This window comes from Bacillus sp. mrc49, from assembly GCF_002803435.1.
Window position 1 is genome coordinate 139,766 of record NZ_PHNG01000690.1, and the last position, 24,135, is coordinate 163,900.

Genomic DNA, 24,135 nt, shown 5'->3' on the forward strand with positions numbered 1-24,135 from the left:
TTGTGTTCGACCCTGCTTTATACATCATTCTGGAGGGGTGTATCTTATGCAGGTTGAAAAACAAGGTCAGGATTATAAGACGAGGGATGGAAAGTACGTTTGGCATCATATGAAAGGGGCCGAACCGAACCCAGGGACAATGGTGATTCAAAAGGGGCAAGGAGCATGGATCACGGATGTGAATGGGAATCGTTATCTGGATGGGATGTCCGGTTTATGGTGTGTCAATGTCGGTTATGGACGAACGGAGCTGGCTGAAGCAGCTTATGAGCAGCTGAAGGAACTTCCTTATGCCCCTTTAACGAATAGTCACATCCCGGCCATCAAGCTAGCGGAGAAATTGAATGATTGGCTTGGCGGGGATTATGTCATCTTCTTTTCCAACAGTGGTTCGGAAGCGAATGAAATCGCCTTTAAAATAGCGCGGCAGTACCACCTGCAAAAAGGCGATCATGGCCGTTATAAATTCATCTCCCGCTACCGCGGATATCACGGCAATACAATGGGAGCCTTGGCGGCAACGGGGCAGGCACAGCGGAAGTATAAGTATGAACCGCTTGCATCTGGCTTCCTTCATGTGTCGCCGCCTGATTCCTATCGAAATCCAGAGGACGAAAGCGGCGAAAAAAGTGCGGCGGAAATCGAACGTACGATTACATGGGAGTTAAGCGAGACTGTGGCAGCGGTGATCATGGAGCCGATCATCACCGGTGGCGGAATTCTGATGCCGCCTGAAGGATATATGAAGCGTGTCGCGGAAATCTGTGAGAAAAATGGCGTACTGCTTATTTCCGATGAGGTCATTTGCGGGTTTGGCCGAACGGGAAAGAAATTCGGATTCATGAACTATGATGTAAAACCGGATATCGTAACGATGGCAAAGGGGATTACCAGCGCTTACCTGCCTTTATCGGCTACTGCCGTAAAACGGGAAATTTATGAAGCGTATGTCGGTTCGGATGATTATGATCGCTTGCGGCATGTGAATACCTTTGGCGGCAATCCAGCTTCCTGTGCGCTTGCCCTGAAGAATATGGAAATATATGAAGATGAGAAACTAATAGAACGTTCAAAAGAGTTGGGGCTTCGCTTCCTGCAAGAGTTTGAAGAAATCAAATCACATCCGAATGTGGGGGATGTACGTGGTAAAGGATTATTGGTAGGCATCGAGCTTGTCGAAGATAAACAGACAAAAAAACCGATTGAGCTTTCCAAAATCAATAAAGCGATTGCGTCCTGCAAGGAAAAGGGACTGATCATCGGCAAAAATGGCGATACGGTCGCGGGCTTCAATAATATTCTCACACTTGCTCCGCCACTTAGTATTACAGATGAAGATTTCTCCTTCATCGTGACGACAGTAAAGAGCACTTTAGCTGAATTATAAAACAAGAGAATCTGTTTTGGCACCGTAAAACATGTGACGGTGCTTTTTTCTTTGCCCATATGGAGAACCTTTACACGGAATCATATGAGCTGAAAGCCTATTTTTCTTCTGCCCTTTAAAACCTTCCATCGCACTTGAAGCTTTTCCTTGTACAAAATGATACTTGGAATTGAAATCGTTTTCCTTGCTTAGTTTTCACGGATGTTTGAAAATGGAGGGATAAGGATCGTTTGCTTATGCATCGATTTTATATCGTTCATATTATTCATAAATAGAGGTGTGGGAGATGAAAAGTGAAGATATAACAAAAAAACTGATGGTACATAGCCCTGAAATATTGGGGAGCGGGAATTTTTCAAAGTATGCGGTATTGGTGCCGCTAATAGAAAAAGAAGATGGAATGCACGTTCTCTTTGAAGAGCGCTCGCACAAATTAAGGAGGCAGCCGGGGGATATCTGCTTTCCCGGCGGAAAAATAGACAAGTCTGACTGTGATGAGCTGGCGGCAGCCCTTAGGGAAACGAATGAGGAGCTTGGATTGGGTAAGGATGATATCTCGCATGTGTTTCCGATCGATTATTTGGTATCCCCCTTTGGAATGATCGTTTATCCGTTTGCGGGCTTTGTCCGTAACCTTCAGCAGATCACGCCTAATCCAGCTGAGGTTGAAACCATTTTCACTGTCCCGCTTTCGTTTTTTATGGAAAAACCGCCGGAGATTTATCATGTCCAATACAAAATTGAACCGCATGAAAACTTCCCCCATGATTTAATCGTGGGCGGGGAAAATTATCAATGGCAGCCAAAACAGATGGAAGAGTATTTTTACTTATATAAGGATCGCGTCATCTGGGGATTGACAGCGAAAATCCTTACCCATTTCATTGAAATCCTGCGTTAGACCCTTCTAAAGCACCTTTTTTTATCCAATTAAATCAATTAAACTTAATTTACGGAAAATATGGTTTTTAATAGAATTGGGAGGGATGAGTGGATGAAGAATAGTTTTGAAGTGCTAGAGCAGGAACGAGAAATGGCTATGGCTACCCTTGTGGAATTTAGTGAAAATCGCGAATACTACGACGAAAACAAAGATCAGGAACTGAAGAAAGCGTACTATCAAGAAGATTCCTTAAGTAGGGATGAACTGAAGAACCTACTGGCAGTTACCCATAAAAACCAGCTGAACTACTCACCGCATCGACATGTTTACCCTTGGGTGGATTTACAGGAAAATGGAAAGTTGAAGAGTCTGTATTCCGGAAAAGGCATGGATCCCATTAAAGCCATCGAGGAAGATATTCGTATACTGGAAGTGTTGACTAGCCAATCCGAAAAACTTGAGAACATGCTCGTCAATTGTGAACATGTCGTACCCCAATCGTGGTTCAATAAAAAAGAACCGATGCGGGGGGATTTGCATCATCTGTTTGCTTGTGAACCAGGCTGTAACAGCAGCCGAGGCAACTTTCCCTACCATGATTTTGAGGATTATGTCCCGGAAGTGGGAGCTGCTGGGATTAAAGCGGGTTGCGGCAAATCGGAAGAAGGGAAGTTCGAACCTGAATACGGCAAAGGAATTGTAGCAAGGGCAACCATGTATTTTTCTATCAGATATGAGGGAATCATCAATAGCAGCAATGTGAACATGGCTCTTTTGCTGGAATGGCATCGGCTATTTCCGGTCAGTACGTATGAAAAACATAGAAATCAAGCTATTCAGGAAATCCAGGGTAATCGAAACCCATTCATAGACTTTCCTGAAATGGCGGAGAAGTGGTTGTAAAGACCGGTAATAAAAAGGAAGGAAGCTGGCACTGCAGCTTCCTTCCTTTTTTGATTGATAGAATTAAAGGAATTTTACGCAAACCGGAAAGGGAACTTCGATATCTTTTTGCAACAGTGTTAATGTTCCGGTATTTTCATTCCTGGAAAATAGGGTAAGGTTTCCGGATTGTTCATTGGAAGCAATCAAAAATCTTCCGCTAGGGTCAAATGAAAAATCACGAGGCCAATGCCCTTCCGTAGAGACGAGTTCGACAAAGGATAGCTGACCGGTTTCTTGAGCGATTTCATAAACGGCTATGCTATCATGTCCGCGGTTTGCGGCATATACGAACCGTCCGTCATCAGAAATATGAATCGCGCTTCCTTGGTTGTTTTCCTTGAAATCGTCTGGCGTGCTCCGAACCGTTTGTAATTCAGAAAAACGCCCGGTTTGATCATCGAAGCTTAAAACGATGACTTCGGGTACAAGCTCTGCCATCACATACGCGAACTTTCCATTAGGGTGGAACGTCAAGTGCCTAGGTCCGCTGCCGGGAGAGACTGATAGGCTGCTTACTTCTTCCGGAATACCATTATGTATTTCATACGTTATCACTTTATCGATACCAAGATCGACTACCGCAACGAAACGTTCATCCGGCGTGAAACCAGCGAAGTGAGTGTGTGCCTTTTCCTGGCGCTCTTCATTCGGTCCGCGGCCTTCATGACGAATGGTGGAAGATACAGGCATTGGAGTCGCATCGGTCTGAAGCTGATAGCTTTCAATCAGGCCGTCTCCATAATTGGAAGTGATCAAAACCTCTTTTTTGCTGTCGACACTAATATGACAGGAAGAACCATTAGGTGTCAGCTGTTTGCCAAGGTACGTCAACTCTCCTGATTCTCCATTTATGGAATAGGCAGAGACCCCGCCGCTTCCCGCTTCTTTTAAGATGGCATATAAATTCTTTTTGTCCTCGCTGATCGTAACATAAGTTGGATCGGTTAATTCGGCTGCAAGAACAGGTGTGCTGAGTTTCCCTTCTGCTGTATCTAAGGTAAAGCGATAAATGCCTTTGCTGTCGCCTTTTGTGTACGTGCCGATATACCCGATAATCTTTTGAACATGGTTCACCATATAGATCCCTCCAAGAGTTTTATAGTTTTACTTATATTTTACCATAGATGCAACCCAATATCCTTTACAGGGTTCGTGTAATGGTGCATCCTTTTTTATGCCCCCCCTCAGTCAGGGGGGACATTCCAGCTTATCCAAGTGGCATTGTGGCTTCAACGGGGAAATGACTGAACCGGTAAATGGAAAACAAGCCCTGGTCCTGTTAAAGGTCAGAAGGGCGGACCAATCAGGATTGTGCAAGTGACCATAAAAGAAAGAGGAATGGACGATTTTCCCTGCTCGTCTGATTGTGGATATCCTCCATATCGACCGGTGCCACGCGAAGGACCCATTTGCGATTTTCCCGTTTTTAATGATGCAGTCTGCAGGAATTGAACCTAAAGCATGATCGCTGAAGCATTTTTCAATTCCCTATCTTGCCGATTAATAGTTCACTCTTTCACTGGTGGTGTCCCAAGCCCGGAATGGCAGATCATGGCCGTTATAAGACAACCGTTCCATCTTAATGGCACGGTTTTCGATTGGAATGGAGAGTTCTTGGTAAATGAAGTGGTCATCAAAACCGATATGTGCAGCATCTTCCTTGGTACTAGCAAAATAGATCGCTCTTGGCCGCGCCCAATAAATGGCACCGATGCACATCGGACAAGGTTCACAGCTTGTGTATATGTCACAATCGGTCAGCTGGAAGGCATTGAGGTTTCTGCATGCATCACGGATTGCCTGCACTTCGGCGTGAGCGGTTGGATCGTTTGCTGTTGTCACATTATTGCAGCCTCTCCCGATAACGATGCCGTTTTTTACGATAATGGCGCCAAAAGGTCCGCCATTCTTAGCCAATACATTTTCATGCGCAAGTCGCACAGCCATCTCCATGAATTTTACGTCCATTTAAAACACCCCTTAATCAGTAATAAACTAATAAGTTTTGATGGTATATTTTATTACGTGAATATATTATATAATATAACATATTTAGATATAAATGGAATTTATTTTCTGGAAACAATTAAAACACCCACCTATGTTAAGGTATGTGACATTGAATTTGGGTCCGTTAAATGAATTTTTACAAATAAATATAAAACTGATATGGTTAGATTAAAATTAATAAAATGATGAAGGTGAAAGGTATGGGGTTTTTAGGCGTTTTATTACCGATTTTCGGTATTTTTGTTTTAGGGTTCATAGGTCAGAAAAAATTTAATCTCGATACAAAATCGATTTCCACGATGGCATTATATTTAATGTCACCATTCCTGATATTTCGAACATTTTATACTGCAGAATTTACGATTGATTATCTTTATCTGTTCTTATTCACGATTGTACTTTGTCTTTCGCTCATATTGGTGGTCTATATCATTGCTTTTTTCCGGAATTATACGGTAACTGAAACGAGCGGCATGATTTTGGCGTCCGCCTTCATGAATAATGGGAATTACGGAACTCCAGTGATTTTCCTTTTGTTCGGGGCAATAGGGCTCGATTATGCCATCATCCTGATGGTGGGTCAGCAATTAGTCATGTGCACGATCGGGATTTATTTCGCGGCGAAGGGCAGCCCTGAGGGAAATGGAGTTCAAACCGCGCTGAAAGCGGTGTGCAAGATGCCGATCGTATATGGGGCATTGGCAGGTGCCGCTTTTCAAGTGGCGAATATCCCATTAAGCAATTCGGTTATGGAAGCAGTAAACCTTGTTGCCGATGCGGCAATCCCGACAATCATGGTTACACTGGGAATGCAGCTTGCCAACATATCATTGAAAAAAATGGCATACCGGAAGCTATCTGTTTCGCTTCTTCTTAAACTTGCCGTTTCACCAGCAATCGCTTTCCTGATTTCACTTGCACTGCCGGTTGATGATATGGTCAGGCATATCATGATCATCGTGGCTGCGATGCCGACGGCGGCCAACACGACAATGTATGCACTCCAATTCAATACTGAGCCGGAATTCGTATCGAGCGCTACGTTCATAAGTACGTCATTAAGCTTGATCACGCTTCCAATCATCTTTTTCTTTGTATTATAATAGCCTCGCATTTTATCAGACTAGGAGAGCTGCGTTTCCCGCTTATCATGAAGCGATATTTTGCTTCACGAGAAGTGGATGGAATGTGAGATTGTCTTAGAATTGTTGTACCTCAGAGATATTGCTTTTTAAATGTTCCGAGCTGGTATATACTTTTCAAATGCTTTGTATTTAAATGGGGAGGGGTTTCTTTGCTTCAGACAAAAATTAAACTATCTAATCCGGCAAAGATTGAAGCTATTTTAATGGGAATCGTCAGAAAATCCTTTGAAGAAGCTCAAAAGGATAAACTTCTCTTATGTATGGAATGTGGAGATGTGGATCTATATATCGCTTCTTCCAACCATGATGAACTTCAAGATGCAATTAATGAAAACTTTGAATTTGATGAATACGGTGAATGTATAAAGCCGGAAGAACATCAAGAATTGATGGATGATTTATACGAGTATTTCCTGATCCTGCATAAGGAAAGTGATCTGTTTGATTTTTTTCCTGCAGGTCCATATACAGTAGCAGGGGAAAGTCGTGAATCGGAAACGGATATCCTGGCTCCAAGAGGCCTTTTTTCAGCTCCTTTCGAAGATGCCATCAAGAAATGAAAAAGACAGCCAAGGCCGTCTTTCAGTTTGTAGACAAAAGGGGTTCGGAATTAAAAAATTCCGAGCCCCCTTTTGAAATCCCCTTGGAATTTTCTCCTATAGTTAAAAGGACCATGCTTTTCTTTTGCATCTGCCTATACACGCTCAATCGTTTTACGCATGGAACGAATGCCGATGGTATATTGAATGAAAGTCAGTTTCAATAATATAACGGGATCAATACTTGGGCGTCCTACCTCTGAATACATATCTTTCACCAAGTCATTAATGAAAGTGAAGTCCACGGCAGCCTCTATTTTACGACCAAATGGTTCGGTGGCACCAGTTGATCTAACGTAATCATTTCAAGTTGATCTCGCTGAATAGAATCATGTTTTGAAAGCATCCTCATCACCTCAAGTTTTAATATTTTTATTTTAAAACAAGAATGACTCTAGGCAAAAGTGTTCTAACTAAAAGGTAAAACAAAGTTGGTTGGAACGGAAGGTACGAGACTCCTGCGGGAAGTGCGAGTCACGGGAGACACCGGAGGCTGAAAGCCGAGGATGCTCCCGGACCGCCCGCGGAAAGCGAGTACCTGGAGAGGAAACCAACGGCCGCATTGTCTACAGTCTGAAAGACAGCTAAGGCTGTTTTTTTTATGTTCTTTAATGCTCTTATAGGCTTACGGGAAATAAATCCCCGGAAAATGCTTTTACATATGCATGTTTTATGGAATATGGCAATAGTATCATGAAATATAATATCATTTTTAACAAATTAAAGTTTATATGGTAATTTTAAGTAATATTAGATATAATAAAATTGTGAATATTGAATATATTATTATAATTACTAGATTAAAATAACAATAAATTAGCTAGGTTTAAGTATTGCTAGAGTTGTGATGGGAAATAATAGGGAAAGGTTTTCTCAGGGGCAGGAAATGCTGATGATTTCAGCAATGATATAAGCGAGGATGCTATCGGATACATAAACAATTCTGATTATTATAAATATTACATTCGTCGCAGGGAGGCTTATTATGATTGTTTTTGAAGATGTGAATAAGTATTTTGGTGATTTTCAGGTGCTGAAGGAGATTAATCTAACAATCAATAAAGGGGAAGTGGTCGTGGTCATCGGTCCGTCCGGCTCAGGTAAAAGCACATTGCTGCGTTGCATCAATCGCCTGGAAACGATTTCTGGCGGTTCGCTATCCATTAATGGATTAAATGTAGCGGACAGAAAAACGGACATTAACAAACTGCGCCGGAATATCGGTATGGTTTTCCAGCATTTTCACTTGTATCCACATAAAACGGTGCTTGAAAATATCATGCTTGCCCCCAGGAAGGTTTTGGGACAATCCGAATCGGAAGCGAAAAAGATTGCACTTAAATATTTGGAGAAAGTGGGGATAGGAGATAAAGCGAATTCATTTCCTTCCCAGCTTTCAGGCGGACAGCAGCAACGGGTCGCCATTGCCAGAGGATTGGCGATGGGGCCTGAAATCATGCTGTTTGATGAACCAACCTCAGCCTTGGATCCGGAAATGATCGGCGAGGTTTTGGATGTTATGAAAGCCCTTGCCCATGAAGGGATGACGATGGTGGTGGTCACCCACGAAATGGGGTTTGCCCGTGAAGTGGCGGATCGAATCGTATTCATGGACGAAGGCAAGATTCTGGAAGAGGCAACACCGGCTGAGTTTTACGCCAATCCTCGTGAAGAGAGGGCTCGTTTATTCCTTAGCCGTATCTTAAATCATTAAATTAGAAAACAGGGGTGATTTACATGTTGAAGAAAAAGAAATGGATGAAATTATCTTTGCTGTCGTTAATGGCTGTCATTTTATTGGCTGGATGCAGTTCCGGCAAGGATTCTGACAAAGGCAAAGAAGGCGGGAACAAGGACAAAGATGTACTGGCACAAGTGAAGGATAAAGATGAAATTGTGTTTGGGGTCAAAAATGATACAAGGTTATTCGGGCTGAAAAATCCCAGTACTGGAGATGTAGAAGGCTTTGATATTGATATCGCGAAAGCGCTCGCTGCTGAAATTCTTGGTGATGAGAACAAAGTGAAATTTAAAGAGGTGACTTCCAAAACACGGATGGCTTTATTGAATAATGGCGATATCGATGCAATCGTAGCCACCATGACGATTACGGAAGATCGTAAAAAAGAAGTGGACTTCACGGATGTGTATTTTGATGCCGGACAATCTTTGCTAGTTAAGAAAGGAAGCGACATCAAGGGCATCGATAGTTTAAAAGGCAAAAAGGTATTGGCAGTAAAAGGATCGACTTCTTCCATAAATATACGTGAAAAAGCACCTGACGCTCAAGTGCTTGAATTCGAAAACTACTCCGAAGCGTTTGCGGCGCTGAAATCCGGGCAAGGTGATGCGTTGACCACGGATGATTCCATCCTTTATGGTATGGCGGATGAAGATCCGAATTATGAGCTTGTTGGCGGTACATTTACAGACGAGCCTTATGGAATTGCTGTCAAAAAAGGAAATGCGGATTTTGTTGCCGAATTGAATAAAGCACTTAAAGCGCTTAAAGATTCAGGTAAGTACGACGAAATTCATGATAAATGGATTAAACACTAATACAATTTTTAAAAGGATGTAAAAGGTGAAGGTCTGACCAACATTTGAACATTTTTTTCTGTGGGGATGAGCTAATTGCTCATCCTTACTAGTTAAAGGAGTGAATGCCGTGCTTGATTTCTCCATTTTAACAGAGAATCTGGATATGTATTTATTAGGCTTTAAAAATACGATACTTTCAAGTTTGATAGCATTAGTTGCGAGTTTGATTCTTGGCATACTTGTAGCCATCATGCGGATTGCCCCGATTAAGCCTCTGAATTGGCTTGGAACCGCCTATGTCGAATTCATTCGGAACATACCGTTATTGATCATTACATTTTTCTTCTTTCTCGGCCTTAAACTTAGCGGTCTGTATGCAGGAACGTTAGCCTTAACCATTTATACTTCATCCTTCATAGCCGAGGCCATCCGGGCCGGGATACTTTCCGTGCCAAAAGGACAAATGGAAGCTGCCCGCTCATCAGGATTGACCTATGGACAAGCAATGAGGCTCGTCATTTTGCCGCAGGCTGTCAAAATAGTCATCCCGCCTCTGGGGAACCAATTTATCAATCTCGTGAAAAATTCTTCCATTTTAGCCGTAGTTGCCGGACTTGACCTCATGTACCATGGAGATTTGATTTCTTCGCGGACTTTCGTCGTGTTCGATGTCTACATTTTTGTTGCCGCGTTTTATTTGATTCTTACCATTCCTTTAAGTCTGGGCGTTGGTTATTTAGAAAAACGTCTGGCTAAGAGTAATTGAGGGAGGTATAAGGTATGGATTTTGCAGGTGCCTATTCACCGGATAATCTAGCATTTTTATTAGAGGGATTTTGGGTAACGCTTAAGGTAGCTTTTATATCAATCATTCTAAGCTTCATCATCGGCGGTATTGTGGGAATAATCCGTTACGCGAAAGTGCCGGTCTTATCACAAATATTAGCTCTAATCGTCGAAACGGTTCGTAATTTACCGTTATTATTGATCATCTTCTTTACTTATTTTGCACTGCCAGAGATACGCATTAAACTGGAAATCATTCCTGCAGCCATCGTGGCCTTGACGATTTTTGAGTCGGCCATGCTTTCCGAAGTAATCAGAAGCGGATTGAAATCCATTGATAAAGGTCAGATGGAGGCGGCTCGATCATCAGGCTTAAGCTATACACAGGCATTGATACATATCATTTTGCCCCAGGCGCTGCGTCGCATGGTTCCTCCTATAGTCAGTCAATTCATTTCTCTGTTGAAAGACACCTCATTAGCGGTCGTCATTTCATTGCCGGAGCTGACCCATCATGGGCAGATCATCTACGGACAAAGTCAAAAATATTTAATACCGATCCTGATCCTGGTTGCACTTATGTATTTCGTCGTTAACTATAGTCTGTCTTTGGTGGCGCAAAGACTTGAAGTGAAACGAACGTAAACAGACGACATTTTTTATGAATATAGGTGGTTTCATACTGAAGACAGACTCGATAAAAATCGAGTTTGTCTTCAGTATTTTGTTTGAAAACCGTCAATGGATGTTGAAGCTCCTCGCTCTCCCAGCAGGGGCTCACCAGCCATTCCATTCCACTGCAGGCACTTCCTTTCCACGGGCGTTCCGGAAGCTTCCTCGGCCAGGGCTTTTACTGCATCAGCATTCCTGCAGGAGGTTCGAATGCAGCGATTTAATCCACTAAAATACAGGGGAGGCAAGGGTTGCATGAATGGTTACATTCGGGAACCTTTTTGGAATTTATTATGGGACTGAATAACTGATGGTTAAATGGAAGTAACTGGTAAATGGTTATTATTCCATTTCTCAGGGGTTACTATTTTCTAAAGATAAGAATTGCGGATGGATTTTATATAACCAATCGAAAGCATAAAAATTGAATCTTTTCCTTTCGGTGGCCGTATATATAAGATAAGAAAGCAGGTGGGTAAATATGGATGAAATGAAACGGAGCAACAATAAAGCGATTGTCACGCTGATCATGGGGGTATTGTCCTTGCTGATTCCTTTCATCGGAATCATATTGGGTGTACTAGGATTAATATTTGCGTCAAAGAGCAAAGCAGAAATGAAGCTTACTGGGGAATCAGGGAATGGTTTAGTGACAGCAGGAAAAGTATGCAGCATAGTAGGAATCATTTTGAATGTTGTCGCGATATTGATATTCTTCGTGTTTTTTTATTTTGTCGTAAATACGGACATTACTACCTATTAATAGCAAAAAAAAACTTGACAAACATAGAAAAGCTAAGATAAACCTCATTTTACATGAATTTCATGTTATAATTAACTTATATTTCTAAATATTCAAGAAGGGATGATAATTTGACCATTCAAATCTTTGAGTATCCAGCTGTATTCTATTATGAAAAACATCCGTTGATTCTTGATTCTTTCTCTGTTCAAGTTTGTTTTCCGGATTTCAGGCAAGAGGGATTTGTATCTTCAGTTAGCGGCAGGAATCGGATAGATGCCTTAGCTTGTGCTCAAGAACTATTGGAAACGATGGTCGAACATTTCATTCACGATAAAAAAACGATACCGGATGCAAGTGAAATGGAAAAGGTGAACCTTGATAGGGGAATTAATATATGTGAGTCAGCCCCCTTTCGAATCGAAATCGAAAATATCACATACGAAAAATGAAAGCCTTGCCTGGTAAAGGACAGGGTTTTTATTTTGGATTGTGGATGATGAAAGGGAATCAATGTTAAAAACGAAGCAATAGTGGGATCTTACCATATTGGAATCTATAGAGGAATGATCAGGCGGTATGATACGCATGCATTACTATCTTCAATCGATATGACCATCATTACTAAACAGGATGATGGTATTTATTTTGGGTAATAAATAATTTTTTTATTTTTGAGGAAAGGATATTGCGTTCTTTATAACGAATATGTATAGTATAGGTAACATAGGTAAAAAGTATCAATAGTCTTGGATTTTGGAGGTGTATCCGTGAAATATTATATGGCATCAGACGAAAAAAACATGAAGCAAGTTAGGTCATTGATTAAAAAATTGACGTCAAAAGGGTTTGTATGTGTAAATGATTGGAATTTACAAATCATTGAAGAAGAAAACCAACTTGCGGATGGCATTGGCGAATACGAAAAAAAGGGAATTGAGGAAGCGGACTTTATGCTAATCTTCCTAACAGCAGGAAAGGGGAACCTTTCCGAGCTTGGATATGCATTATCATTGAACAAGAAAATTGTTGTGTATTCACCGGAGAAAGACAACTATCATATTAATAAAAAATCAATTTTTCATAATTTGCCAGGTGTAACCATTTGCAGCGGTACATTTTATAAGCTGGTTAAATTGATACATACACTTTCACCGGAAGAATCCGAAAAAGAGAATTCCGTTCACATGGATTAATTGTCGAATATAGAAAATTAAACGGCTACCCTCTAATAAAATATCTTTTGAACGTACTGTTTAATGTATTTTAAATGAGGGTAAAAACGATTAAAAAAGGAGAGGACTGTTTTGGCCGTTATTGATATCGACCAGTTATTGCTAGCTACTGAAGAAATTGCAGAAGAATCAGTTCCATTCCATCTTGATACATTTGACATTGATCAGCTTTTAGATAAAACGGATAACTGGAATTGGTAAGGCTTTCTTTACATGGAAAAACCTGATTACCCAAAGGACATAGGAAGGTAATCAGGGTTGAGGCTGTTTGGGATCGAAATTAGAACTGACGTCCCTTTACCAATCCTAAAATCACAAACATTAAGATGGAACCGATAACGAAGGTTGATTTTATGATCGTTATGAGAAGTTCATCGTACATTTGATTTTCCTCCTTATATGTAATGAAAGGCAGTGCGATTATGATTCGCTGTTCATGAATAAATTATAACATAAAGCCGGATGTGCTGGTGGGAAATTTATGTCGTTCTGGGTAATGTTGTGTGATTGATTAGGGGACGGCAAAAAAAAGATATCCTCTCTTGCGGATATCAGAATGACCAATCATTTTAATCCAAGCGCTTTTTTTGTTTTGGGACCAACGACTCCATCTGCTGTAAGTTTTTTTGCTTTTTGAAATTTTTTTACGGCAAGTTCGGTGTTGTTTCCAAATTCCCCGTCTATACCTTTTGTATTATATCCAAGTTTAGTTAGCCTTTTTTGCAATTCGACTACTTTAGGACCATTGCTTCCTTTTTTTAGCGTCGAATAGGTTGCCTTAACAGGGACACTATTTGGACCGGTCACTTTATACCCATTTTGAGCAGCGATGCTAGAGAATGGTTTATTAGAACTGGCAATCAAGACCACTGTGTTCATCTTCACTTCATCATACAGCCATTGTACATCTTCGTTATACATTCGAATACAACCCGCACTTATATATTTCCCGATGGAGTTTGAGTCATTATTGCCATGTATGGCATACGTATTCCCCGGTGTATTGCGTGCATTGATCCCCAGCCATCGTTTTCCCAGCGGATTCTTTGGATCTCCTCCCCTTATGTTGCCCTTGTAATAGGGACGATTCACGATCTTCGTCACGATCTTGAACTTTCCTTCAGGGGTATAGGAAGCTTTCTTTCCCGTTGCTACTGGAAACACCTTCACTAATTTGTCATTTTCATAATACGCCAGCTGATTATTGGCTTTATTGATGATAATCAGTTGTCTGGTTGCTGCACTTGCTGCATGATCGAACCCCAATAAACTAAAGACGAATATTAATGCAAATACAATCACTTTTTTCATGTTTTCCCCGTCCTCAATAAAAGAAATCTTATATTTACGCATATACCATCTTATGCATGCAGCTTGGCAAAAGTGACATTTTTTAAAAGGGAGGGTACACTTATGGGGGAGAGTCATTCCAGCCTAAACTACCCTTTAATTGACACATAAGGAATGGTGGGCACTGTTTTTGGCCATATTACATACATTATTGAATGATTAAAGTGAAAGCGGAGGTGGGAAGCAATTGTCACGCCCAAAAGTCGAGGACTATTTAGAACAAGGGATTTATGGTCCTAAAGAGATTAAGCCCGGTGAACGAAAAGAATTTCTTGGCACTTTAAGGGAGCGCGTCGTCATTGTCTTGAAAAAAAGCCAAGTTTTTGAAGCGAATGTGTATCCGGAGATAGAGCAAATGATGAAACGGCATTCCGGTGCAAACTTGTTATTGAATGGTCAAATGGATTATCAATACCTTGGCAAATATATTAAATTGGCTGCGGTTCATAACATTCCTTATAAAATTGTCCTGAACCAAGACCATGACTCTGAATTGGGTCTGGTGCTAGCTGAAAAAGATGCGATAAACAAAGAAGAGATTTTTATAGAGAAGCAAAAACAGGTCATTCCAGTAAAAAAAGAGAAGAGCATGAAATCGGATGTAAAACGGTGGGTCAAAAGAATATTTAATAAACACGGATAATTCTATCTATATGAAAACAAGGAGACCGTTCTGACTGGGGCAGGTCTCCTTTTAAACGCGGATAAAGGTCGGACATTTACATCTATATCGACTTCTTTCTTAATCGATGAAACTTCCTGAAGTTGCCGATGATCGTTTTTACCACGGAATACGTGGGAATCGCGATTAAAATGCCGATGAAACCGTAGATTGAACCTGCAGCAAGTAACAATAAGATGATCGTCAAAGGATGGATATTGAGGCGTTTACCCATAATATTCGGGGTAACTAGATGGCCCTCTACTTGTTGAACGACAGTGAGGACGATGATCACTTTAACTGCCATCCCGACGTCTTGCTGCAAAGCAATGAAAAGGGCAGGAATGATGCTTATTAATGGTCCTAGAAACGGAACGACCGTAAAGATCATTGCGAGTAGGGCTAAGACTAGCGCATAATCCAGATCGATGATCAGGTAGCCTATATACATTAACGTTCCAATTACCAGTGATACGATGAATTGACCGATTATGTACGTTGAAAGTGTTTTATCCACGTCTTTTAAAATCGTGTTCCCCTCTGATTCCACGTCACTTGGAATATATTTTAGCAGGAAGGGTCTGAGCTTCTCCCCATCCTTCAGAAAATAAAATAAAATGAATGGTGTAATCACAAGTACTGTTAAGACGCTTGTTATCGTGGTAAAGACGGTACTGACGTTCACTAAAAGTTTTTCAGAATAATCCTTCAAGTGTTTCCCTGCATTTTCTTTTAAAGCTTCCGTATTAATCATTCCAAAGTCATTTTTTTTGATCATATCTTCAGATTCTTTAGAGATTTCCTTGACTTTGTTCGGTAAATCTTCCGATAGCTTTTGAAATTGATCGACCACTATAGGACTTCCAAAGTAGCTTGCTGACCCAATCAAACCAAAGATAATTAAAAAGACAGTGAAAATGCTGACGGTTCTAGGGATGAATCCAGTTAATAAGTTAACGACGGGCCGTAATACATAATATAATAGCCCCGCCAATATAATCGGGAAGAACATGGCTGCAATGATGCTTTGCAGCGGCTGTATAAGATAATCAATCTTACCTAGTAAAAAAATGATTAAAATGATCAATATAATCGCACAGGCATATTTAAAAAATGGTTTATTGATCCACAAAAAAATCCCCCCTAATTCCGTCTCTTCCTTGATTCCCTTAAATGGCTGAAAGTTAAACTATGTATCATCAACGGTATGAAAGAAGTTTTTAAATCAGGAAAAGAAGTGTGAAGAAACGAAAAAAGACCTTCGTTATTCAAATAATGTAAGGTCGAAAAGTATGCCGATCCAGGAAGTCGGGGCTTAAACCGAATTCGATAGTAACATGCGTTTTTTTTTAGGCAGGTCCTTTTCGTACTGGTGGTCGTTTTTAAAACGAGTGGAGCGAAGGTGGAGACTCGTTCGGGAGCAGCGGGTCGGGTTTCAAGCCGAGAAGGCTTATCGCTTCCATTTGTAAAGCTGAGCATCGGAGGGGAAATCAACCAAACTTCATTTGGTGAAAGCAACAAAGGATGCGAAAACAAAAAAAGGAGGCAATTCAAAGATGTAAGGGCACCATATAATAATTATTATGAAATAATTTATTGAGTAAGCACAAAGTCATTCGTTATGATATAATGTACGAACATATTGGCTTTATTACAGGGGATTTGTTTCAAGCTGTATGAATTTTCCCTTGAAAAGACAAGCTGATACAGACGAAACGAATATTGTTTTTGGTAAGATTAAGATACTCAGTCTTTTGTTCAGGATTCATACATAAGTAAAACAGACAAATTCAAAATATTTTAAAAAAATTCCGAAAATTTCGTCTTAAGGACTTGAACTATGATTCCTGATAGGAGTAAACTAATGAAAGATAGATTTTATGGAAGTGAAATCTTGTAAATTTATTCAGCAAGGGGTTTTGGTAATGAAGGAACATGACATGCAAATCACGCTTAGCACAACAAAGAAGGAAAAACCACAGGCGGACCAGCTTGAGTTCGGTAAGCATTTTACCGATCATATGTTTATTATGGATTATACCCAAGGACAAGGGTGGCATGATCCAAGAATTGTTCCTTATCAACCGCTCTCATTAGAGCCGTCAGCGATGATATTTCACTATGGACAATCCGTTTTTGAAGGATTGAAGGCTTATTCCACACCGGAAGATGAAGTAATTTTATTCCGTCCCGAAAAGAATTTTCAGCGCTTGAACAGTTCAAATGGCCGGTTATGCATACCGGATGTCGATGTGGATTTTGCATTGAAGGCATTAAAAACCTTAATAAGCGTCGATAAAGAATGGATACCCCAGGAGGAGGGGACATCGCTATATATCAGGCCGTTCATCATAGCGACCGAGCCATACCTTGGTGTTTCCCCGTCACACAAATATCAGTTCATCATCATCATGTCACCTGTCGGATCATACTATAAAGAAGGGATCCATCCCGTAAAAATTGCGGTGGAGTCAGCCTTCACCCGTGCAGTGAACGGTGGTACGGGAGAAGCCAAAACTGGTGGCAATTATGCTTCGAGCCTCAAGGCACAAGAAGTATCCGAAAAGATGGGCTATGCTCAAGTTCTCTGGCTGGATGGAGTAGAGAAAAAATATATTGAAGAAGTTGGAAGCATGAACGTATTCTTCAAGATTAACGGTGAAATCATCACTCCGGCTTTAAACGGCAGCATACTTTCGGGGATCACCCGTAATTCCATTATAGAATTGCTAAAACACTGGAATCTTCCCGTTACGGAAAGGCGCATTTCCATGGAGGAAGTTCATGAAGCCCATAAATCAGGTCTCTTGGAAGAGGCCTTCGGCACAGGAACAGCCGCTGTCATATCGCCAATTGGTGAGTTTTTATGGAACGGTGAGGAAATGGTCGTTCAAAGCGGAGAAACTGGTGAATTATCCAAAAAACTTTATGATACACTTACTGGTATTCAAAGAGGTAAAATTGCCGATGAGTTAAACTGGACGACGAAAGTTGAAGAAAAAGTCACTCAATGATACTTATTCAAAAATAGGGTTTCGGGATGAAGTTTCTTCCGAAACCCTTTTGATTTTGTCATATTCTCTATGTAGCGTTGATAAAAGGACAGGATGGCAGAACAAGATAAGGAGGATGATACATGCCTAATCATTCAAAAGAAGAATTACTAGCTGGTGGTAATGTTTCAAAAGTTTCCAGGTCAGGTGATACAGTTAGACGGGATTTAAAGCCCAATAGCAAAAGGATTCATGCATTATTAACCCATCTTGATCATAAAGGATACGAATATGCTCCTAAATTTCTTGGCATTGATGAAAAAGGTAGGGAAATTCTATCGTACATCGCAGGAGAAGCTGGCAATTATCCATTTAAAAAATATATGTGGTCAGATGATGTCTTACGAAAAATTGCCGAAATGCTTCGTCTCTATCATGATTCTGTAAGCGATTTTTCATTTGATGATGGATGGCAATCAACCGACAACACCCCACAGCCTGCCGAAGTGCTTTGCCATAACGACTTTGCCATATACAACATTATTTTTCACGATGAAACGCCGATAGGAATCATCGATTTTGATGTAGCGGCACCTGGGCCACGACTTTGGGACATAGCATATACTCTATACACTTGTGTTCCATTAAGCAGATTTCATCTTAATGAAACAGGTGAAGAAGTTCATTATCATTCAAGTCAAGATGCTGCCCGAATAAGAAGCAGAGTTCAATTGTTTTTTGAATCCTATGGTGAAGGGGTTGCAGTGAATTATCTGGAAATGGTGCTGCTGCGATTAGAAGGATTATGTAAAACCATAGCAAGAAAAGCAGGTGAAGGTGACGCTGCTTTTCAAAAGATGATAGAGGAGGGCCATATTCGGCATTATCAAAATGACATGACATTCATTTCCGAACATCGGAATGACTGGACATGACGTACTCTTCGGTCAATGAGCTTCGATAAGGAAGTTCCCTTGATGTTTTTCTCTCGGCCCAAGGCGTAGAAAAACTCGCTAAGATCAGGCTTGTACAATGTCTGGGGCCTTTTTTAAAATATTCCATCCCTTTACATGATCATCTTACTTCTTATAGCGACTGCTACAGCCTCCGTTCGGTGTGTGGCCCCCAATTTCCTGATTGCAGAGGAAATATGATCGCGGACGGTATATTCGCTTACTTGCATTTTTGGGGCCATTTGCTTTAATCCCAAACCATTGGCTAAATACTGTAAGGCTTCCACTTCACGTTTACTTAGAAGGTATTGGGGGGGAACGGCAGCGAAGGTCGAACTGACCGCCAGACTCAAATAATGGGAAAGCATCATTAACTCATTCTTCGTAACCGGTTCATTTGAATTTTCGGGATCGACTAAAACGAAACCTATTGCCGTTCCCTTTAAGATGATCGGGATGATCGCCAATGAAGTAATGTCGAACCTTTTTATGTATTCAGCGGGGATCGCGGATTTTGCATGCTGAAACGTTAAGTATATCGGTTGTTTATGGACGACTGCTTGGTGAATGGGATAGATATCGTGAATATTCTCTTTAACTTGTTGTAAAGAATAGGTATTTTCATTTGTACAGGCGCAAATTCCTTCACCCATACCCGTCAAGCTTGAGTAATTGAATAGTGATGCTCGCTGAAACGAAAAAAAATCCACACATCCCCTTACGATCATTTGTGATTTATGGGCACCATTTTTTTGATCGGAAATCTTTTGAACATGGTTCATTACAGTTTCCTCAAGCATTCGACTTTATTCCTCCCTACATTTTCAGTGCTATCCTAGATCCTACTAATATCTTACAATAAAATGAAAGCCCTTACAATCATTATGATACATAAATTCAAGGAGGCTGTAATATGAAAAGAAGTGCGTTAACCACAACGAGCCGGAGCTTTAGAGAAGATACCCTCCCATTTAAGCTTTATCAAAAGGCGAAGAAATTCGGTGTATGGAATCCTCGTGACATAGATTTCAGTCAGGACCAAGAAGATTGGAAGGCATTCACGGATGTCGAAAGGGAGGTGTTATTACGGATCATATCCCTTTTTCAGGGGGGAGAAGAGGCGGTGACATTGGATTTACTGCCGCTTATAATGTCGATTGCCAAAGAGGGCAGGATCGAAGAGGAAATGTATTTGACGACATTCTTGTTCGAAGAAGCGAAACATATGGAGTTTTTTCGATATACATTAGATCAAATCGGTGAAAAAGGGGATTTGACGGTTTTTCACTCCGACACGTATAAAGCGATTTTTTACGAGATATTGCCTGAAGCCATGGGAAAACTTTTAACCGACCAGTCCCCTGAAGCATTGGCGGAGGCCGCCACCGTTTATAACATGTTTACGGAGGGGGTACTCGCAGAAACCGGATATTTCGGATTTTATCAGACGCTGGAAGCGAGTAAAATGATGCCTGGTTTGTTACAAGGTGTAGGTCTTTTGAAGAAGGACGAATCACGCCACATTGCTTATGGGACTTTCTTGCTGCAACGCATCATCAGTGAACATCCACATATATTCAGTCAAGTTGAGAAGAGGATGGAAGAGCTTTCACCATTGGCCATCACGTTGAATACGGAAGGATATGAACAGTTAGGCAATCCATTTGGCAACGACAAGCAGGCGGTGTTGAATTTCACCATGAAACAGCTGGCTGTGAGGATGGAGATTTTGGCAAGGGCAAAAGGCAAGAAGATCGAAGAAATCTATCATAGCCATGAAAAGGACTATGGGGTCTTGTGATCGCTGAAATATCACTCATTCAGTCCATCCGCATCTTCTTAACGAAAAAATAATGTTTGAGGTGAAAGAATATGGGTGTCAACAATCATTCGAATTTTTGGTTAAGATCTTCGGTTTATAGCGGTTCCGATTCACGCTCACTTATACCGGGGCTATTCAAAGGTCTTGGGGCAAAAAGGATTCTGCTCGTAAGTGATTCTGGCTTGGAACATGCAGGTGTCGTTAAGAAGGTTACCGAGGTCTTTGAGGTAACGAATTTAACTGATGGACCAGAAATAGTAGGGGAATTCCTCAACGTAACACAAGATGCAGGGAGCAACTGTGTGAATGAAGCATTGGATTATGCTCGTGAAGTCCAAGCGGATGGCATACTTGCGGTTGGCGGAGGAAGCGTCATCGATACGGCCAAGGCACTGAAATTCGGGCTGTCTAAAGGAATCGCCGAAATAAACGATGCCATACCAAGAGGCTTTCTCTATGAGGGGTTTCCAAAAGCGCAGCCAATGAACATCGCTCATATATCCGTTGCGACAACAGCAGGGACAGGGTCGGAGGTTTCTCCAATCGCAGTCATATATAATGAAGATATAAAAGTTAAAATGAATATTTACAATGTTTATTTAAGTTCGGATATAGCCATTCTCGATCCAGATCTAACCGTTGGTTTGCCGCCTTATATCACTGCTTTTACTGGTGCGGATGCATTGACGCATGCGATAGAAGCAATCGCTTCACCCCATGCGACATCTATAACGGATGCTTATGCAATTCAGGCCATTCGAGTCATCGAAGAAAATTTACCCATTGCTGTAAAGGATGGAACGAATATCAAGGCCCGCATGGAAATGCTGCATGGTAGCTTGATGGGAATCACTGCATTTTCCAGTGCCCTGAACGCCATCCCGATCCATAATCTTGCCCATGCATATGGAGCATTATTTCGCATTCCCCATGGATTGGCCAATGCTGTTTTCCTGCCAGTCGTCATGGAGTCCATCCCTGATTTATACTTACCGAAGATTCATTTGATAGCTGAAGCTTTTCAAGTGAGATTCGATGACGGGGATGCACAAGGCCTTTTAGCAAAGGTGATTGAAAAGCTTCGTTTCTTTTTGAATGATCTTGGTCTCCCATCTGAATTCAGTGATTCCCAGATTAGTCAAATGGATATTGAAAGTATTGTAAAAGCGGTCTCCACAGATCCAGCTTCCGCAAACTTTCCGATGTCAGTCGAATTGATAAAGTCGGTGGCTTCACGTGTTGCCCCTGTGGAAATCAATTAATCGCGGACAAAAAAAGCCTGCTACATGCGGCTTTTTTTGTTGCCTCTGGCGAGTTTCGCTGTGTTGATAAACATTTGCGATGAATCAATCGCAAACATTCTGGCAAACCCGACGGAGGTGTTATCATTTTTTCGTTAAATTCTCCTTTGCCATCTTGACAAGTTCCTTGACCATTCCTCCTCCCAATCTGCCACCAATTTTCCCATTTTCCTTCGAGGTCAGCAAGCCGTTATAACCTTTTTTCAACGGCACGCCCATTTCTTTTGCCACTTCAAACTTTGCCTCCTCAGGATCATTCGCACCGGCTACTTTGGCCTTCAAGTCATCAAGCCCCTTTCTGGCTCCAGCAATCAGGATCTTATTTCTTCTTGCCATCATCCATCCCTCCTTTTTCTTAGGCTAACCTATAGGATGGGAAATGATGATCGAATATCGTAAAATTCGTAATTTGGCAGTCATGTTAAGAATGAGAAATCAATAAGAATATGGGAGGGGAGTTTTTAGATGATGCTGGAATGAAAAGAAAGGGCAGGAAGTTTCGGTTCATTTTAGACAGGGTACAGGGGGAAAAACAAAAAGTAAGGAGAAATGTGATGCTGCCTATGAATACTTGTTTATTGACGAAAGAAGATATGACAAATCCAAATCGAGTCCCACAATGGTTATTGAAAGAATATCAAACATTCCATCAAACGGTGACGGATAAGACATTTCCTTGTTATTTCGGCATGAAGGCCGAGAATAAAGGAGAACTTCGTTATGCTTTCATTACACAAGAAGATTGGTCGAACCTCCCTAAAGCGGTCGAAAGCTTTTTGGAATTATTTCAGGAACCGCCATATATCAGGCATGGCCTGTTTGTCTTCATGGAGCCTGAGAAGGAAGAAGGCGATATCGAACGATACCGTAAGCGTTTTTGGGATATTCTGCAATACCTGCATAAAGAGGATAAAAAACCTTGGCCAATCGAGAAACCGAAAGATCCAGAACATTATTTATGGGATTATCATTTTGCCGGGGAGCCAATATTCGTCTTTGGCAATGCACCCGCTTATAAACAGCGAAAAACCCGTGATTTAGGGAATAGCCTTGTTCTTGGTTTTCAGCCGAGAATGATCTTTGAGGGATTAGAAGGAACGGAAAAAGGCGGAATCATGTCACGTGAAAAGGTTCGTGAAAGAGTGGAGAAGTGGGATAAACTCCCTAAACACCCTGATATCAGCCACTTTGGCGATGTCAACCATAACGAGTGGAAGCAATTCTTCATCGGTGATGATGTTGAACCGATAAAGGGGAAATGCCCTTTCCATCACAAGGAAATGTCTTGATCGAGAGCAAATGGCTCTCGATTTTTTTTATAACTAAAAGTCGTCAAAACATATTTCTTGCCTTATTATCATTCCGGTTCTATAATGTGAAAGTAATGGTTGCAGTTAATTCGAGATATATGGATTAACAGTACTTTACCAACATAGAACAAATATTGGGGGAACTGAGAATGTCTAAAGTATTATTTGTTAAATCGAACGACCGTCCAGCGGAACAAGCGATAAGCGTGAAAATGTATGAAACGTTTTTGAACACATACAAGGAAGCGAACAGTAACGATGAAATAACTGAACTGGATTTATTTAAACTAAACTTGCCGTATTACGGAAACACAGCGATCACTGCACTATATAAACGCAGTCAAGGTATGGAGTTGACTGAAGAAGAAGTGAAGATTGCCGATACCGTTCAACAATACTTAAATCAATTCCTTGCTGCTGACAAAGTGGTATTTGCCTTCCCATTATGGAACGCAACCGTTCCTGCTCCGCTGATCACGTATATTTCTTATCTGGCTCAAGCAGGTACTACATTCAAATATACAGCTGAAGGTCCAGTTGGTCTTGCAGGAGGTAAAAAAGTGGCATTGCTGAATGCCCGCGGATCGGATTATGCCTTGCCGGAAATGAATGCTGGCGAAATGGCTGAGAAATACGTAACGATGAACTTAAATTTATGGGGCATTACGGACCTGGAAACGGTTATCATCCAGGGTCATAATCAATACCCAGACCAAACTCAGGATATTGTTGCGAATGGATTGGCGAAAGTGGCTGACACTGCAGCGAAATTTTAATGGAATGAATGAAAAGCCGGTATG

Annotated in this window: 26 protein-coding genes and 1 pseudogene; 20 read left to right on the plus strand and 7 right to left on the minus strand. The window is 41.2% G+C overall.

Going from position 1 to position 24,135, the window contains the following annotated elements; genetic code table 11:
- The first annotated feature begins 46 nt into the window (after window positions 1–46).
- The 3 genes from CVN76_RS14000 (at window position 47) to CVN76_RS14010 (ending at window position 3,173) form a co-directional block, all read left to right on the plus strand.
- Window positions 47–1,387 (plus strand): aspartate aminotransferase family protein, encoded by a 1,341-nt coding sequence (locus CVN76_RS14000; protein WP_100531760.1) that lies wholly within the window; start codon window positions 47–49, stop codon window positions 1,385–1,387.
- Between the two features lie 286 nt (window positions 1,388–1,673).
- Window positions 1,674–2,288, plus strand: coding sequence for an NUDIX hydrolase (locus tag CVN76_RS14005; RefSeq protein WP_100531761.1), 615 nt, complete (start codon window positions 1,674–1,676; stop codon window positions 2,286–2,288).
- Window positions 2,289–2,381: 93 nt separating this feature from the next.
- Window positions 2,382–3,173 carry an endonuclease I family protein gene (locus tag CVN76_RS14010; protein WP_100531762.1) on the plus strand — a complete coding sequence of 264 codons (792 nt, stop codon included), beginning with the start codon at window positions 2,382–2,384 and terminating at the stop codon, window positions 3,171–3,173.
- 63 nt (window positions 3,174–3,236) lie between these two features.
- Here CVN76_RS14010 and CVN76_RS14015 read toward each other — a convergent pair whose 3' ends face one another.
- Together CVN76_RS14015 and CVN76_RS14020 are read right to left on the minus strand one after the other, a co-directional pair.
- Window positions 3,237–4,292: a lactonase family protein gene (locus tag CVN76_RS14015; RefSeq protein ID WP_100531763.1), complete on the minus strand. Its 1,056-nt coding sequence runs from the start codon at window positions 4,290–4,292 to the stop codon at window positions 3,237–3,239.
- A 423-nt stretch (window positions 4,293–4,715) separates the two neighbouring features.
- Window positions 4,716–5,183, minus strand: coding sequence for a nucleoside deaminase (locus tag CVN76_RS14020; protein ID WP_100531764.1), 468 nt, complete (start codon window positions 5,181–5,183; stop codon window positions 4,716–4,718).
- Between the two features lie 242 nt (window positions 5,184–5,425).
- On the opposite strand from CVN76_RS14020, the gene CVN76_RS14025 reads away from it, so the two are divergent.
- Together CVN76_RS14025 and CVN76_RS14030 are read left to right on the plus strand one after the other, a co-directional pair.
- Entirely contained in the window at window positions 5,426–6,328 is a 903-nt protein-coding gene (locus CVN76_RS14025) for an AEC family transporter (RefSeq protein ID WP_100531765.1), read from the plus strand.
- A 191-nt stretch (window positions 6,329–6,519) separates the two neighbouring features.
- Entirely contained in the window at window positions 6,520–6,930 is a 411-nt protein-coding gene (locus CVN76_RS14030; RefSeq protein WP_100531766.1) for a hypothetical protein, read from the plus strand.
- A gap of 137 nt (window positions 6,931–7,067) precedes the next feature.
- Here CVN76_RS14030 and CVN76_RS14035 read toward each other — a convergent pair.
- Window positions 7,068–7,315, minus strand: a pseudogene (locus tag CVN76_RS14035) (transposase); the annotation flags it as partial.
- 639 nt (window positions 7,316–7,954) lie between these two features.
- Here CVN76_RS14035 and CVN76_RS14040 point away from each other — a divergent pair.
- From CVN76_RS14040 to CVN76_RS32110, 8 genes are all read left to right on the plus strand, one after another.
- On the plus strand, window positions 7,955–8,683 hold the full coding sequence (locus CVN76_RS14040) for an amino acid ABC transporter ATP-binding protein (protein ID WP_100531767.1): 729 nt from the start codon (window positions 7,955–7,957) through the stop codon (window positions 8,681–8,683).
- 23 nt (window positions 8,684–8,706) lie between these two features.
- A complete protein-coding gene (locus CVN76_RS14045) occupies window positions 8,707–9,528 on the plus strand; it encodes a transporter substrate-binding domain-containing protein (protein WP_061140236.1) in 822 nt (273 codons plus the stop codon).
- 109 nt (window positions 9,529–9,637) lie between these two features.
- Window positions 9,638–10,276 carry an amino acid ABC transporter permease gene (locus CVN76_RS14050; protein WP_100531768.1) on the plus strand — a complete coding sequence of 213 codons (639 nt, stop codon included), beginning with the start codon at window positions 9,638–9,640 and terminating at the stop codon, window positions 10,274–10,276.
- A 14-nt stretch (window positions 10,277–10,290) separates the two neighbouring features.
- Window positions 10,291–10,941, plus strand: a complete 651-nt coding sequence (locus tag CVN76_RS14055; RefSeq protein WP_100531769.1) for an amino acid ABC transporter permease — start codon at window positions 10,291–10,293, stop codon at window positions 10,939–10,941.
- A gap of 508 nt (window positions 10,942–11,449) precedes the next feature.
- Window positions 11,450–11,731 (plus strand): DUF4190 domain-containing protein, encoded by a 282-nt coding sequence (locus CVN76_RS14060; protein WP_100531770.1) that lies wholly within the window; start codon window positions 11,450–11,452, stop codon window positions 11,729–11,731.
- 110 nt (window positions 11,732–11,841) lie between these two features.
- A complete protein-coding gene (locus CVN76_RS14065; RefSeq protein WP_061142947.1) occupies window positions 11,842–12,162 on the plus strand; it encodes a type II toxin-antitoxin system HicB family antitoxin in 321 nt (106 codons plus the stop codon).
- A gap of 318 nt (window positions 12,163–12,480) precedes the next feature.
- Complete coding sequence (locus CVN76_RS14070; RefSeq protein ID WP_100531771.1) at window positions 12,481–12,906, plus strand: nucleoside 2-deoxyribosyltransferase; 426 nt, start codon at window positions 12,481–12,483, stop codon at window positions 12,904–12,906.
- A 111-nt stretch (window positions 12,907–13,017) separates the two neighbouring features.
- Window positions 13,018–13,146 (plus strand): hypothetical protein, encoded by a 129-nt coding sequence (locus CVN76_RS32110; RefSeq protein WP_260320224.1) that lies wholly within the window; start codon window positions 13,018–13,020, stop codon window positions 13,144–13,146.
- A 363-nt stretch (window positions 13,147–13,509) separates the two neighbouring features.
- Here CVN76_RS32110 and CVN76_RS14075 read toward each other — a convergent pair whose 3' ends face one another.
- Window positions 13,510–14,256 (minus strand): L,D-transpeptidase family protein, encoded by a 747-nt coding sequence (locus CVN76_RS14075; RefSeq protein ID WP_100531810.1) that lies wholly within the window; start codon window positions 14,254–14,256, stop codon window positions 13,510–13,512.
- Between the two features lie 226 nt (window positions 14,257–14,482).
- Here CVN76_RS14075 and CVN76_RS14080 point away from each other — a divergent pair, with 226 nt between their 5' ends.
- Complete coding sequence (locus CVN76_RS14080; protein ID WP_061142945.1) at window positions 14,483–14,938, plus strand: YueI family protein; 456 nt, start codon at window positions 14,483–14,485, stop codon at window positions 14,936–14,938.
- An 82-nt stretch (window positions 14,939–15,020) separates the two neighbouring features.
- On the opposite strand, the gene CVN76_RS14085 is transcribed toward CVN76_RS14080, so the two are convergent.
- Window positions 15,021–16,088: an AI-2E family transporter gene (locus tag CVN76_RS14085; RefSeq protein ID WP_100531772.1), complete on the minus strand. Its 1,068-nt coding sequence runs from the start codon at window positions 16,086–16,088 to the stop codon at window positions 15,021–15,023.
- A 793-nt stretch (window positions 16,089–16,881) separates the two neighbouring features.
- Between CVN76_RS14085 and CVN76_RS14095 the strand changes: the two genes are divergently transcribed.
- Entirely contained in the window at window positions 16,882–17,970 is a 1,089-nt protein-coding gene (locus tag CVN76_RS14095; RefSeq protein WP_100531774.1) for a branched-chain amino acid aminotransferase, read from the plus strand.
- Window positions 17,971–18,092: 122 nt separating this feature from the next.
- Window positions 18,093–18,884, plus strand: coding sequence for a phosphotransferase (locus CVN76_RS14100; RefSeq protein ID WP_100531775.1), 792 nt, complete (start codon window positions 18,093–18,095; stop codon window positions 18,882–18,884).
- A 131-nt stretch (window positions 18,885–19,015) separates the two neighbouring features.
- On the opposite strand, the gene CVN76_RS14105 is transcribed toward CVN76_RS14100, so the two are convergent.
- Window positions 19,016–19,702, minus strand: a complete 687-nt coding sequence (locus tag CVN76_RS14105; RefSeq protein ID WP_100531776.1) for a helix-turn-helix transcriptional regulator — start codon at window positions 19,700–19,702, stop codon at window positions 19,016–19,018.
- Window positions 19,703–19,815: 113 nt separating this feature from the next.
- Between CVN76_RS14105 and CVN76_RS14110 the strand changes: the two genes are divergently transcribed.
- Together CVN76_RS14110 and CVN76_RS14115 are read left to right on the plus strand one after the other, a co-directional pair.
- Window positions 19,816–20,703 carry a R2-like ligand-binding oxidase gene (locus CVN76_RS14110; RefSeq protein ID WP_100531777.1) on the plus strand — a complete coding sequence of 296 codons (888 nt, stop codon included), beginning with the start codon at window positions 19,816–19,818 and terminating at the stop codon, window positions 20,701–20,703.
- A 71-nt stretch (window positions 20,704–20,774) separates the two neighbouring features.
- On the plus strand, window positions 20,775–21,986 hold the full coding sequence (locus tag CVN76_RS14115) for an iron-containing alcohol dehydrogenase (RefSeq protein ID WP_100531778.1): 1,212 nt from the start codon (window positions 20,775–20,777) through the stop codon (window positions 21,984–21,986).
- A 123-nt stretch (window positions 21,987–22,109) separates the two neighbouring features.
- On the opposite strand, the gene CVN76_RS14120 is transcribed toward CVN76_RS14115, so the two are convergent.
- Window positions 22,110–22,361 (minus strand): small, acid-soluble spore protein, alpha/beta type, encoded by a 252-nt coding sequence (locus CVN76_RS14120; protein ID WP_100531779.1) that lies wholly within the window; start codon window positions 22,359–22,361, stop codon window positions 22,110–22,112.
- A 218-nt stretch (window positions 22,362–22,579) separates the two neighbouring features.
- Between CVN76_RS14120 and CVN76_RS14125 the strand changes: the two genes are divergently transcribed.
- Both CVN76_RS14125 and CVN76_RS14130 read left to right on the plus strand, forming a co-directional pair.
- Window positions 22,580–23,314: a YqcI/YcgG family protein gene (locus tag CVN76_RS14125; RefSeq protein ID WP_100531811.1), complete on the plus strand. Its 735-nt coding sequence runs from the start codon at window positions 22,580–22,582 to the stop codon at window positions 23,312–23,314.
- A 170-nt stretch (window positions 23,315–23,484) separates the two neighbouring features.
- Window positions 23,485–24,111, plus strand: a complete 627-nt coding sequence (locus CVN76_RS14130) for an FMN-dependent NADH-azoreductase (RefSeq protein ID WP_081092463.1) — start codon at window positions 23,485–23,487, stop codon at window positions 24,109–24,111.
- Window positions 24,112–24,135: the final 24 nt, after the last annotated feature.

Excerpts from the sequence above, each read along its gene's own strand:
- CVN76_RS14000 (WP_100531760.1), top strand. The coding sequence starts at position 47 with ATGCAGGTTGAAAAACAAGGTCAGGATTATAAGACGAGGGATGGAAAG.
- CVN76_RS14005 (WP_100531761.1), top strand. The coding sequence starts at position 1,674 with ATGAAAAGTGAAGATATAACAAAAAAACTGATGGTACATAGCCCTGAA.
- CVN76_RS14010 (WP_100531762.1), top strand. The coding sequence starts at position 2,382 with ATGAAGAATAGTTTTGAAGTGCTAGAGCAGGAACGAGAAATGGCTATG.
- CVN76_RS14015 (WP_100531763.1), bottom strand. The coding sequence starts at position 4,292 with ATGGTGAACCATGTTCAAAAGATTATCGGGTATATCGGCACGTACACA.
- CVN76_RS14020 (WP_100531764.1), bottom strand. The coding sequence starts at position 5,183 with ATGGACGTAAAATTCATGGAGATGGCTGTGCGACTTGCGCATGAAAAT.
- CVN76_RS14025 (WP_100531765.1), top strand. The coding sequence starts at position 5,426 with ATGGGGTTTTTAGGCGTTTTATTACCGATTTTCGGTATTTTTGTTTTA.
- CVN76_RS14040 (WP_100531767.1), top strand. The coding sequence starts at position 7,955 with ATGATTGTTTTTGAAGATGTGAATAAGTATTTTGGTGATTTTCAGGTG.
- CVN76_RS14045 (WP_061140236.1), top strand. The coding sequence starts at position 8,707 with ATGTTGAAGAAAAAGAAATGGATGAAATTATCTTTGCTGTCGTTAATG.
- CVN76_RS14055 (WP_100531769.1), top strand. The coding sequence starts at position 10,291 with ATGGATTTTGCAGGTGCCTATTCACCGGATAATCTAGCATTTTTATTA.
- CVN76_RS14060 (WP_100531770.1), top strand. The coding sequence starts at position 11,450 with ATGGATGAAATGAAACGGAGCAACAATAAAGCGATTGTCACGCTGATC.
- CVN76_RS14075 (WP_100531810.1), bottom strand. The coding sequence starts at position 14,256 with ATGAAAAAAGTGATTGTATTTGCATTAATATTCGTCTTTAGTTTATTG.
- CVN76_RS14095 (WP_100531774.1), top strand. The coding sequence starts at position 16,882 with ATGAAGGAACATGACATGCAAATCACGCTTAGCACAACAAAGAAGGAA.
- CVN76_RS14100 (WP_100531775.1), top strand. The coding sequence starts at position 18,093 with ATGCCTAATCATTCAAAAGAAGAATTACTAGCTGGTGGTAATGTTTCA.
- CVN76_RS14105 (WP_100531776.1), bottom strand. The coding sequence starts at position 19,702 with ATGCTTGAGGAAACTGTAATGAACCATGTTCAAAAGATTTCCGATCAA.
- CVN76_RS14110 (WP_100531777.1), top strand. The coding sequence starts at position 19,816 with ATGAAAAGAAGTGCGTTAACCACAACGAGCCGGAGCTTTAGAGAAGAT.
- CVN76_RS14115 (WP_100531778.1), top strand. The coding sequence starts at position 20,775 with ATGGGTGTCAACAATCATTCGAATTTTTGGTTAAGATCTTCGGTTTAT.
- CVN76_RS14120 (WP_100531779.1), bottom strand. The coding sequence starts at position 22,361 with ATGGCAAGAAGAAATAAGATCCTGATTGCTGGAGCCAGAAAGGGGCTT.
- CVN76_RS14125 (WP_100531811.1), top strand. The coding sequence starts at position 22,580 with ATGCTGCCTATGAATACTTGTTTATTGACGAAAGAAGATATGACAAAT.
- CVN76_RS14130 (WP_081092463.1), top strand. The coding sequence starts at position 23,485 with ATGTCTAAAGTATTATTTGTTAAATCGAACGACCGTCCAGCGGAACAA.